General features: G+C 58.7%; 7 protein-coding genes. 3 read left to right on the forward strand and 4 right to left on the reverse strand.

What is annotated here, in order from left to right; all coding sequences use genetic code 11:
* Window positions 1-8 precede the first annotated feature (8 nt).
* Both BMF08_RS16075 and hglS read right to left on the reverse strand, forming a co-directional pair.
* The gene (locus tag BMF08_RS16075; RefSeq protein WP_072568547.1) at window positions 9-1,517 is read right to left on the reverse strand and encodes a carboxylesterase/lipase family protein; all 1,509 of its coding nucleotides are present in this window, start codon (window positions 1,515-1,517) and stop codon (window positions 9-11) included.
* 42 nt (window positions 1,518-1,559) lie between these two features.
* Window positions 1,560-2,903 carry a 2-oxoadipate dioxygenase/decarboxylase HglS gene (gene hglS, locus BMF08_RS16080; RefSeq protein WP_072568548.1) on the reverse strand — a complete coding sequence of 448 codons (1,344 nt, stop codon included), beginning with the start codon at window positions 2,901-2,903 and terminating at the stop codon, window positions 1,560-1,562.
* A 298-nt stretch (window positions 2,904-3,201) separates the two neighbouring features.
* Here hglS and BMF08_RS16085 point away from each other — a divergent pair, with 298 nt between their 5' ends.
* From BMF08_RS16085 to BMF08_RS16095, 3 genes are all read left to right on the forward strand, one after another.
* Window positions 3,202-4,125, forward strand: a complete 924-nt coding sequence (locus tag BMF08_RS16085) for a LysR substrate-binding domain-containing protein (RefSeq protein ID WP_072568549.1) — start codon at window positions 3,202-3,204, stop codon at window positions 4,123-4,125.
* Between the two features lie 129 nt (window positions 4,126-4,254).
* Window positions 4,255-6,552 (forward strand): FdhF/YdeP family oxidoreductase, encoded by a 2,298-nt coding sequence (locus BMF08_RS16090; protein ID WP_072568550.1) that lies wholly within the window; start codon window positions 4,255-4,257, stop codon window positions 6,550-6,552.
* A 257-nt stretch (window positions 6,553-6,809) separates the two neighbouring features.
* Window positions 6,810-9,185 carry a membrane-bound PQQ-dependent dehydrogenase, glucose/quinate/shikimate family gene (locus tag BMF08_RS16095; RefSeq protein ID WP_072568551.1) on the forward strand — a complete coding sequence of 792 codons (2,376 nt, stop codon included), beginning with the start codon at window positions 6,810-6,812 and terminating at the stop codon, window positions 9,183-9,185.
* 65 nt (window positions 9,186-9,250) lie between these two features.
* Here the strand turns inward: BMF08_RS16095 and BMF08_RS16100 are convergent, their stop codons facing one another.
* Complete coding sequence (locus BMF08_RS16100; RefSeq protein ID WP_072568552.1) at window positions 9,251-10,939, reverse strand: methyl-accepting chemotaxis protein; 1,689 nt, start codon at window positions 10,937-10,939, stop codon at window positions 9,251-9,253.
* Window positions 10,940-11,111: 172 nt separating this feature from the next.
* Window positions 11,112-12,230 carry an S-(hydroxymethyl)glutathione dehydrogenase/class III alcohol dehydrogenase gene (locus BMF08_RS16105; protein WP_072568553.1) on the reverse strand — a complete coding sequence of 373 codons (1,119 nt, stop codon included), beginning with the start codon at window positions 12,228-12,230 and terminating at the stop codon, window positions 11,112-11,114.
* Between the last annotated feature and the right edge of the window lie 20 nt (window positions 12,231-12,250).

Below are 12,250 nucleotides of genomic sequence, written 5' to 3' on the forward strand. Positions count from 1 at the left end.
TTTGATCGCTAATCCAGACTAACGTGCTGGTGCATCACCCGTTTAAACAGCTCCATCCGCGCCCGCATAAAGCGGTTGACCAGCTTAAACCCGGCATACTTATTCAGACCGATACGTAACAGGCGGTCTTTACCTCGTACGCTGGCCTGCCAGCGCACCGGGCCGTGCAGCGCAGTGCAGCTGAGGCTGGCGTGACGGGCGAAATTAACCCAGTAATCCGCCACTTGTCCGGCGACTTTCAGATCGCTTTCTGTGACATAGTCGCAGGACGGTGAAATCTCGCCGAGGGTGTCGAACACATAGGGCACATCGTTGCCATGCCAGGCCCCGTGGGGATAGGTTTCATGCTCGGCCTCCGCCACATAATCAAACCAGTAGCGCCAGCAGGGCTGGCCGATGCGCTGCTGCGCCTGCATCACCACAAATCCCATGGTGGTGAATGCCATATCGCGGCACACCTGGCGGCCCAGCTCGGTATCGCCTTTAACGCCGGGATAGAGCAACTTAATAAGCCCGAGACCGAAGCGGCGCTGACGGCGCAGCTTCTGGATCTCCCCCGCCAGATCGACGCCGAATACCGACATGACGCTCGCCTCGTCGCTGTTGGAGCCGATCATTACCGGCATCGGATGCTGGCGGGCGTTGAAAAAGCATTCAATCATCGGCTGCGGCAGCACGGCATCGCCGACAATCGGCACAGGCGCAACATTGTGCGGCGCGGCCAGCGGCCACAGATCTTCCGCCGGAATGGCGCGCAGCTGTTCCGGCGTGGCGTCCGGCAGCCCCAGATGCTCCGCCAGCGCTTTGCCTTTCGCCAGCGCCGTACGCCGCGGCGTATCGGGCAGCGCATAGCCGCTCTGAATAATGGCTTTATGGAACAGATCTTTTGCCAGCGGCGACACCATCAGCGATAACGCGCTGCGCGCTCCGGCCGATTCGCCAAACAGCGTGACGTTTTCCGCATCGCCGCCGAAGGCGTGAATATTCTCTTTCACCCAGCGCAGCGCGGCGATCTGATCGAGCAATGCAAAGTTATACACCCGCTCGCCCGCTTCCTCTTCCAGCGCCGGATGCGCAAAGAAGCCCAGATGCCCGAGGCGGTAATTAAGGGTGACAACCACCACATCGCGTCGTGCCAGCCCGCTGCCGTTATAGGGCGGCAGACCGCCCGCGCCTATGGTGAAGCCTCCGCCGTGCAGCCAGACCATGACCGGCAGCGGTTCACGACGCACCGCTGGGGACCAGATATTGAGATACAGACAGTCTTCCGAGAACTCGCCCGGATCGCCGCCGCCCAGCGCGCGGCAGTATTCACTGCTCTGCCAGCTGGAGGGCGAATAGGTGTCGGCGACGCGTGGGGTTGACCAGGCGGTCAACGGCTGCGGCGCACGCCAGCGGCGGTCACCCACCGGCGGCGCAGCATAAGGGATGCCCCGCCAGACGTGCAGTCCGTTTTCCTCGAGGCCAATAACCGTTCCCTGGCGGGTTTCCGCCAGCGGGGTGGAGGGATTTTCCATAAGCGCATTCCTCTTGCTGTTCAGTCCATCAGCGTAGCGGGTTTACAGCAGACCGCAACGCTGTTTACTGCGATCCTCCGCCGCCTGATAGAGACTGAACTCATCCAGCACCGCGCAGCCGAGCGCCTGCTCGAAGGCTTCGCGGCTGGCGTTACCCTGGCGGCGCTGCCGGGTTTCATTGCCCAGATTAGACTGGAAAATCCCTGCCGCGCTGACCGGCAGAAAGTCTTCATAAATGATGGGCTGCGCGGTGACCCAGCCGCGTTCAATCAGCGGCTGCGGATCGTCGCCGGGGCGGATAGCCTGGCGGTGCGCCTCGCCGGTCGGCGTCAGGCGGTAGCGGAAATAGGCCAGCCCCTGGCGGCGCAGCAGCAACTCACTGTCCGGAAAGGCTTTAAACACCGCCTGGAGATGCAACTGGTGATTGAGGTTGTCTTTGCCGGTGCCCGCCTCGCTCAGCAGACGATCATAAAGCGCGCGGCCTTTCGGCGTCAGCGCCACGCCGCGCTGTTCGATTTCGCCAAAGCGTGCCGTATGCGTCCCCTGCTCCTCCCCGGCAAACCGCACCGGCTCTTCCAGCGCTTTGAAACTGGTCTGACGCAGCAGCAGCGGCACTTCACGACGCGGCGGGCCTTCAATCAGAACTTTGGGTTCGATACCATATTCAGGCATCAGCGACTGCACATGATCGATATCCAGTGTGCGCGGCGTTAAATGGTTGATATGACAACCCGGAAAGCACACCACATCCGCAATCAGCCGGTGCTCACTGTGCAGCGCATGATAGGTGGCGTGATCAACGGTGGCATGCTGGTGCCAGCGAAAGGTTTCCAGCGCCTCGCGCACAAATTCGCGGGCTTCGGCGGCGGTGAACTCTCCCTGCTGTTCATGCCGTTCGATGAGCGCCAGGCAGCGCGGGGTAAAGATATTCCGGGCGGCGAGGATCGCTGCCGAACGCTCGCGCAGATCGGGATTTTCGATCAGATCGAGGCGCAGGAGCGAGGTAAAGACGCGAAAGGGATTTTTCAGCAACGCCGCGTCGTCAATGGGACGAAAAGCCGTGGAATGTACCGGCACGCCAGCCTGCGAGAGATCGTAATAGCTCACCGGATACATACCCATAATGGCAAACATACGCCGCAACGTCGCCAGCTCTGACGCTCTGCCGACGCGGATCGCGCCGTGCCGTTCGACATTCAGACGCGCCAGCTCATCGGCATTCGCCAGCTGTTCATGCAGGCGCGGATTCTGCTCCAGTACCGCCAGGTTTACATCGGCCACCAGTTCCAGCAGCGTGCCGTATTGCGGAACTTCTTGCTGATACATCGTCGACATGGCCTGCGAAAAGTCTTCCCGAATGTCATCTGCCGTGATGTTGCTTGCCATATTGTCATGCCTCTGGTTGATATATCTGGAGTGTAGAGAAGGCAGCCGGGCCGCGCGGGAAGAATTTAGAAAGTGTGATCCTGACCAGCCCCCGCCTCGTCCGCGAGTCCGCTTGCATAACAAAACATTATGTTCAGCCTCCTCCCCATTGCTGACCGCCAGACGGCGTGCGTACCCGCTTTGCGCAATAAGCAGTTGTAAGTCAAATAGATTAAATGTTAATAATATTTTGCTAGCAGGTTATCAATATTCAACAACTTCTCTTGTCAGCGGGTACGCTCTGTTTTTAACATTACTTATGGAAAAAAATGGTCTGTTCAGTCAGCGCATCCGTCTGCGCCATCTACATACATTTGTCGCCGTCGCTCAACAGGGTACCCTGGGGCGTGCGGCTGAAACCCTTAACCTGAGTCAGCCGGCGTTATCAAAAACGCTCAATGAACTGGAGCAACTGACCGGCACCCGGCTGTTCGATCGCGGACGCATGGGCGCGCAGCTGACGCTGGTCGGCGAACAATTTCTCAGCCACGCGGTGCGCGTACTGGAAGCGGTGAACTCCGCCGGGCAATCCCTGACCCGTAAAGAAGGCGTGAAAACGGACGTGGTGCGCATCGGCGCGCTGCCTACAGCCGCGCTGGGCATTCTGCCGACGGTGATCGGGGAATTTCATCCGCATCTGCCGGACATTACCATTCAGGTCGGCACCATGAATAACCCGATGTTGCTGGCGGGCTTAAAAACCGGCGAGCTGGACATCGGCATCGGGCGCATGTCCGATCCGGAGCTGATGAGCGGGCTGAACTACGAACTGCTGTTCCTTGAATCCCTGAAACTGGTGGTGCGTCCGCGTCATCCGCTGTTGCAGGATACCGTGACCTTAAGCCGCGTGCTTTCCTGGCCGGTGGTGGTCGCGCCGGAGGGTACCGCGCCGCGTCAGCATACTGAAGCGCTGCTCGCCACCCAGGGTTGCACGCTGCCCACCGGCTGCATCGAAACGCTATCCGCCTCTCTCTCGCGTCAGTTAACGATAGAATATGACTACGTGTGGTTTGTGCCATCCGGCGCGGTGAAAGACGATCTTCGCCAGGGCGCGCTGGTTGCCCTGCCGGTGCCGACGCACGGCGCGGGCGAACCCATTGGTATCATTACCCGCATTGACGCCCCGCTTTCTGCCGGTGCGCAAACGCTGCTCAGCGCCATTCGCAAATCGATGCCGGAGTAAATCCGGCGTTCTTCCTGTTGCGCAATTTATGAATTTTTCGTTAATTGTGTGATAATAAAGTTGTTGATTAAGGGTTGCTGTTACGCACATTACACTCATTCATCAGCAACCCGCTGTCAGGAAGAACCGATGAAATTCAAAACCGCCATAAAACCCTACCACGCTGCTGCCGGTGGTCTGGGCTCTCTGGAAGCGACCACCCGCTTCGTGATTGACAGCAAAAATGCCCTCAGCAATATGCGCAACCTGCTGCGTATGAACAAAGCCCGCGGTTTTGACTGTCCCGGCTGCGCCTGGGGCGATGACAATAAAAGTACCTTCAGTTTCTGCGAAAACGGTGCCAAAGCCGTGACCTGGGAGGCGACGCGCCGTGAAGTGGACGCCCAGTTTTTTGCGCAACATAGTGTCAGCGCCCTGAACGCGCAGAGCGACTATTTTCTGGAATACCAGGGCCGCCTGACCGAACCGCTGAGCTATAACCCGCAGAGCGATCGCTATGAGCCGATAAGCTGGGCAGATGCATATGCATTAATTGCGCAACATCTGCATGCCATGGTTCATCCCAATCAGCTGGAACTTTACACCTCCGGACGCGCCAGCAATGAGGCGTCTTACCTCTATCAGCTGTTTGGCCGTATGCTCGGCACCAATAATTTTCCTGACTGTTCCAATATGTGTCACGAAGCCAGCGGCGCAGGGTTAAAACGCAGCATCGGCGTGGGCAAAGGGACCATTCATCTGGATGATTTTGCCCACGCGAACGCCATTTTCGTCTTCGGGCAAAACCCCGGCACCAATCATCCGCGTATGCTGCACAGCCTGCGCCACGCCGCCGATCACGGTGCGCAAATCGTCACCTTCAATACCCTGCGCGAGCGCGGGCTGGAACGCTTTGCGGATCCGCAAAAACCGCTGGAGCTGGTGACGCCAAAAGCAGGCACCATCAGCTCCGCCTACTATCAGCCGAACCTCGGCGGGGATATGGCGGCGGTACGCGGTATGGCGAAAGCGCTGCTGGAGACGCAACGCCAGCGTCTTACCGACGGCCAGCCGGGCATTTTTGACGAAACCTTTATTAATCAGCATACCCACGGCATTGATGCCTGGTTTGCGCAAATCGATGCCACGTCCTGGGACGCCATTACGCAACAGTCAGGCCTTACGGAACAGCAGCTGCGTGACGCCGCCGCCGTGTGGCAGCACGCCGAGCGGGTGATCTGCACCTGGGCGATGGGCATCACCCAGCATAAACACTCGCTGGACACGGTGCGGGAGATTGCCAACCTGCAATTGCTGGGCGGCCATCTCGGCAAGCCCGGCGCGGGACTCTGCCCGGTACGCGGGCACAGTAACGTGCAGGGTAACCGCACCATGGGGATCGACGAGAAGCCGCCCGCTGCGCTGCTCGACAGTCTGGGGCGTCACTTTGATTTTGAGCCGCCGCGCGAGCCGGGTCATCATACGGTTGAAGCCATCGAAGCCATGTTGCGGGACGAGGTGAAAGTGCTGATCGCCCTCGGCGGCAACCTGGCGGCTGCGGCGCCGGACACGCCCCGCGTTCACGACGCGCTGCGCCGCTGCGGGCTGACGGTTTATATCAGCACCAAGCTTAACCGCAGTCATCTGATGCCGGGTAAAGCCTCGCTGATCCTGCCAACGCTGGGCCGCACGGAAGAAGATATGCAGGCCAGCGGCCGCCAGTTTGTCACCGTGGAAGACTCTTTCAGCATGGTGCACGCCTCTGAAGGTATCGGCAAACCGCTCAGCGCGCTGCAACGTTCGGAAACGGCGATTGTGGCGAACATCGCCCACGCTACGCTCGGGGATGAGAAGCTGAACTGGCTGGCGCTGGCGGATGATTATTCGCTGATCCGCGATCACATCGCCGCCACCCTGCCGGGCTTTGAAAACTTTAACGCCCGCTGCGATGAACCCGGCGGTTTCTGGCTGGGCAATGCCGCCGCCGCGCTGAATTTCACTACGCCGTCTGGCAAAGCGGAATTCAGCGCCGCGCCGCTGCCCGCCTCCATCTGCCCGGATGTGGAGTCCCCTTTTGTGCTGCAAACACTGCGTTCGCACGACCAGTACAACACCACCATTTACGGGCTGGACGATCGTTACCGCGGCGTGTACGGCCAACGTGATGTGCTCTTTATGCATCCGGACGATATCGCCGCGCTGGGGCTAAGCGATGGCGATCGGGTGGACATTACCACCGCCTCCCGCGACGGCATCCTGCGTCAGGTGGAGAATTTCCGCCTGGTTTCTTATGACATTCCGCGCGGTAATCTGGCGGCCTATTACCCGGAAACCAATCCGCTGGTGCCGCTGACCAGTTTTGGTGACGGCACCGGCACGCCGACCTCGAAATCGATCCCGGTGTCGGTGACGCCGGCGCAGACGCGACCATCGTTGCGTATTGCCTGATCTTCCTGCCTTGCCCGGCGGCGCGCGCTTGCCGGGCCTACGTTATTTGTTCTCCCCCCTTCGTTCCCAAATAATGCTGATTTTATTTTTAACAATTGCGTAAAACAATTTAACAGTTTTATCATGTTGCCAGTTCACCAGATGGTTCATTAACTTATTATCTGGTGGGTAAAGACCCCATCTTTACGCTAAATTTAAAGTTTTATTTATCCGTCTGGTTCGCAATAACCAGCGGATTGGTGTGTTCAGGAGAACTTATGGCAACAAGCAACAGGCCGCGCGGGATGGTTCGTATCCTGCAGTGGTTACTTGCCGGGCTGATGATCCTTATCGGTCTGGCGATAGGTATTCCCGGTATTAAGCTCGTCTCCCTTGGCGGCAGCGCTTACTTTCTGGTGATGGGCGTGGTGATGCTCATTGCCGCCGTGTTGATTATCCGCACGCGCAGCAGCGGGATCCTGCTGTATGCGCTGGCATTTATCGCCTCCATTATCTGGGCGATTAGCGATGCAGGCTGGGAATTCTGGCCGCTGTTTTCACGGCTCTTCACCTTCGGCGTGCTGGCGTTTCTGGCCGCTATTCTCTGGCCTTTCCTGCGCGCCACGCAGACGGCGCAGCCGATCAATAAAAAACCGGCCTTTGGCGTGGCGGCGGTGCTGGCGCTGGTGCTGCTGGTCAGCGCGGGCTGGATGTTTAAACCGCAAACGCTGGTCAGTGCAAATGAAGATGTCCCGGTGCAGCCTGTTGCCCCCGGTCAGCAGCAGAAAGACTGGAAGCACTGGGGTAACACCACCCACGGCGACCGCTTCGCCGCGCTGGATCAAATCAACAAGCATAATGTTAACGACCTGAAAGTGGCCTGGGTTGCCCATACCGGCGATATTCCGCAGAGCAACGGCTCCGGCGCGGAAGATCAAAACACGCCGCTACAGATTGGCGACACGCTGTTCGTCTGTACGCCTTACAGTAAAGTGCTGGCGCTGGACGTGGACACCGGTAAAGAAAAATGGCGTTACGACAGTAAAGCCACCGCGCCTAACTGGCAGCGCTGCCGTGGTTTAGGCTATTACGAAGAGACGCAGGCGCAGAGCGCACCGGCGCAAAGCCCGCAGGTCGCGGCCTGCCCGCGTCGTCTGTTCCTGCCGACCACCGATGCGCGTCTGGTGGCGATCAACGCCGATAACGGCCAACTTTGTGATGATTTTGGCGATCATGGCGTGGTGGATCTGAGCATCGGCATGGGCGAGATCAAACCAGGCTATTACCAGCAAACCTCCACGCCACTGGTGGCAGGGGATGTGGTGGTCGTCGGTGGGCGCGTGGCGGATAACTTCTCCACCGGTGAACCGCCGGGCGTAGTGCGCGCGTATGATGTGCACAGCGGGAAACTGGCCTGGGCCTGGGATCCGGGCAATCCGGCGCTGACCGGCCTGCCGCCGGAAGGCCAGACCTATACGCGCGGTACGCCGAACGTCTGGTCGGCGATGTCCTATGACGCGAAACTGAACCTGATCTATCTGCCGACCGGCAACGCCACCCCGGACTTCTGGGCGGGTCAGCGTACGGAACTGGACGATAAGTACAGCTCGTCAATCGTGGCGGTAGACGCCGCCACCGGTCAGGTGCGCTGGCATTATCAGACCACCCACCACGATCTGTGGGACTTTGACCTGCCGTCACAGCCGCTGCTGTACGATCTGCCGGACGGTAAAGGCGGCTCCACCCCGGTGCTGGTGCAGACCAGCAAACAGGGCATGATCTTTATGCTCAACCGTGAAACCGGCGAGCCGGTGGCGAAAGTGGAAGAGCGTCCGGTGCCTGCGGGGAACGTTGAGGGTGAACGTTACTCCCCGACGCAGCCCTATTCCGTTGGCATGCCGATGATCGGCAATCAGACGTTGACCGAATCCGATATGTGGGGCGCCACGCCTGTCGATCTGCTGCTGTGCCGTATCGAATTTAAGGCGATGCGTCATCAGGGCGTCTTTACCCCGCCGGGTCTGGATCGCTCGCTGCAATTCCCCGGCTCGCTGGGCGGCATGAACTGGGGCAGCGTGTCCGTCGATCCCAACAATAGCCTGATGTTTGTCAACGACATGCGTCTGGGACTGGCGAACTACATGGTGCCGCGCGCTAATGTGGCGAAAAACGCCAGCGGGATTGAAATGGGGATTGTGCCGATGGACGGTACGCCGTTCGGCGCGATGCGCGAACGTTTCCTGTCGCCGCTGGGCATTCCGTGTCAGAAACCGCCGTTCGGTACTATGTCAGCGGTGGATCTGAAGTCCGGCAAGCTGGTGTGGCAGGTTCCGGTGGGTACCGTGCAGGATACCGGTCCGCTGGGTATTCGTATGCACCTGCCGATCCCGATTGGTATGCCGACGCTGGGCGCTTCGCTGGCCACGCAATCTGGCCTGCTGTTCTTCGCGGGGACGCAGGATTTTTATCTGCGCGCCTTTGATACGGCGACCGGGAAAGAAATCTGGAAGGATCGTCTGCCGGTTGGCAGCCAGTCCGGCCCGATGACTTATGTGTCACCGAAAACCGGTAAGCAGTACATCGTGATTAATGCGGGCGGCGCTCGTCAGTCGCCGGATCGCGGTGATTATATTATTGCCTACGCATTGCCGTAAATCGTTGCCCCTCATCCTAACCCTCCCCTCAGGGAGAGGGCCGGGGTGAGGGGAAATTCAACCTGTCAGAAGGTTTCCCAGTTATCGTTATTCGCCATCGCCGGGCGCGTTGTCGCCAGCGGGGCTTTGGGAGCCGCTTTCTCAGTACGAACCGGTGCGGCCTTTTGCAGACGGAATGCGCCTACCGCCTGAGTCAGACGCGCGGCCTGCTCTTCCAGCGAGGCAGCAGCGGCCGAGGCTTCTTCCACCAGCGAGGCGTTCTGCTGGGTGACGTTATCCATTTCAGTGATCGCCTGGCTTACCTGCTCGATCCCTTTGCTCTGCTCATCCGAAGCGGCAGCAATTTCCAGCATAATATCGGTCACACGTTTAACCGCGTCCACAATATCGCCCATGGTGTCACCGGCGGCGACCACTTCGTTTGAACCACGTTCAATCAGGGATACGGATTCACTGATCAACCCCTCGATCTCTTTAGCGGCGTTCGCACTGCGGCTTGCCAGGGTGCGCACTTCGCTTGCCACTACCGCAAAACCACGCCCCTGCTCACCCGCACGGGCAGCTTCAACGGCGGCGTTAAGCGCCAGAATATTGGTCTGGAAGGCGATACTGTTGATCACCGCGGTAATTTCAGAAATTTTCTTCGAGCTGCTGGAGATATTGCCCATGGTTTTCACCACGCCGGAGACAATCTGCCCGCCCTTGCTGGCTTTACCGGAAGCGTCACCGGCCAGTTTACTGGCGTGATGCGCGTTGTCGGCATTCTGTTTCACGGTGGCGGTGAGCTGCTCCATGCTGGCAGCCGTCTGCTCGATGGCCGCAGCCTGCTGTTCCGTGCGCGAGGAGAGATCGGTGTTGCCCATGGAGATCTCGCTGGTGCCGCGATAAATCTCTTCTGCCCCCTCCCGCACGGTGCCCACGGTCTGCACCAGCGAGTGCTGCATTTTTTGCAGATCGCGGGTCAGCAAGCCAATCTCGCTGCGACCGGTTGGTTCGTCGGCCAGCGTCAGATCGCCTGCGGCAATGTGCTCAATGCGATTTGCGGCGCGTTGCAGCGGCTGGATCACCGTACGGCGCAGCACCACAAAGGTAATGAGTGTCAGGATCAGCGCGATGACAAAGGCCGCGCCCATAAACATCAGGCCGAGCTGCGTACGCTGGTGCGCCAGATCGCTCAGCGCCGCGGCGCGTTCGGTACGGATCTTGATCGCCTTCATGAGCACGTCGTTATAATCGCTGTCCAGCTGACGGGCGTGTTCGTTTTCGTGGTTGATAATGGCTTCAAACATGCCGTTTTTGGCATATTTCAGCATCGGTTGCAGGCCATTGATATAGGCGTTGTAGCGGGTGGTGAGTTCGCCGTCCAGCGCTTCGTCGGCGGAGGTTTTTACGCCGCGATTCTGATAGACGGCAAAGCCTTCCTGCGACTGCTTAATGCGCTTTTCCGCTTCCTGGATGTTGGCTTTCATATCATCCATTTCCGCAATGCGGCTGGCCGCGCCGGCATGGATCATATTGATACGCGCTGTGCGTAAGTGGTTGGAGCTGTTCGATAATCCCATGCGTATCTGAATTTCTTCAGTGACGTCGCGCTGATCGCCATCAGCCTGAATCAGAAAATATCCCGCCAGCCCTGCACTCAATGCAAACAGCACCAGGATGCCGCTGAGAATTGAAGAAAACAGAGGAACTAACCGTATGTGATGTAAAAAACCTACGGTTTGCGGTTTGTGCATCGCTGCTGTGTTGTCCATGCTATCGACTCTCTTATAGGAAGGTGCGTCATACACGCCTGTAAAATAGTCATCGGCAATCCGGGAATTTCCCTTATGCCTAAAAGCGCTAGCTGGCTCACAGATTCAAACAATACCCCCTAAAGAAATCCTGAAGGGGTAAATTGCCGGCGGCAGACCGCCGGCTGTGGCATTAGTTATCGCCGAAATGGATAACGGTACGGATAGATTTACCTTCGTGCATCAGGTCAAAGGCTTCATTGATCTGATCCAGAGGTAAACGGTGGGTGATGAAAGGATCGAGCTGGATTTTGCCGCTCATCGCGTCTTCCACCATGCCCGGCAACTGGGTACGGCCTTTGACGCCGCCAAAGGCGGAGCCGCGCCATACGCGCCCGGTGACCAGCTGGAACGGACGGGTTTTGATTTCCTGGCCCGCACCGGCCACGCCGATGATCACGCTCTCGCCCCAGCCCTTATGGCAGCACTCCAGCGCAGCACGCATTACGTCGACGTTACCGATACATTCGAAGCTGAAATCGACGCCGCCGTCGGTCATTTCAACAATGACTTCCTGAACCGGCTTATCGTAATCTTTCGGGTTAACGAAATCGGTCGCGCCCATTTCACGCGCCAGCTTGAATTTCTCCGGATTAGTATCCACCGCCAGAATGCGCCCGGCTTTCGCCTGGACCGCGCCCTGGATCACCGCCAGACCAATACCGCCCAGACCGAACACCGCAACGGTATCGCCCTCTTTTACTTTAGCGGTGTTATGTACCGCGCCGATACCGGTGGTCACGCCGCAGCCAAGCAGACAAACTTTATCCAGCGGGGCTTCCGGGTTCACTTTCGCCAGGGAAATTTCCGCCACTACGGTGTATTCGCTGAACGTACTGGTGCCCATGTAGTGATAGATCGGCTCGCCGTTGTAAGAGAAACGGGTGGTGCCGTCCGGCATCAGGCCTTTGCCCTGAGTGGCGCGTACTGCCTGACAGAGGTTGGTTTTGCCGGATTTACAGAACTTACATTCACGACATTCAGCGGTGTAAAGCGGGATCACATGATCGCCCGGTTGCAGGCTGGTGACGCCTTCACCCACTTCCACCACTACGCCGCCGCCTTCATGACCGAGCACCGCCGGGAATACGCCTTCCGGATCGTCCCCCGACAGGGTAAACGCATCCGTGTGACACACGCCGGTATGAGTGATTTTAACCAGCACTTCGCCCTTTTTCGGCGGCGCAACGTCAATCTCAACAATTTTCAGGGGCTGGCCTGGCCCGAATGCTACTGCAGCACGTGATTTCATAGTGTCTCTCCCCTTCTGTT

The sequence above is a fragment of the Enterobacter sp. SA187 genome, assembly GCF_001888805.2.
In the GTDB taxonomy this organism is placed as follows: Bacteria; Pseudomonadota; Gammaproteobacteria; order Enterobacterales; family Enterobacteriaceae; genus Enterobacter_D.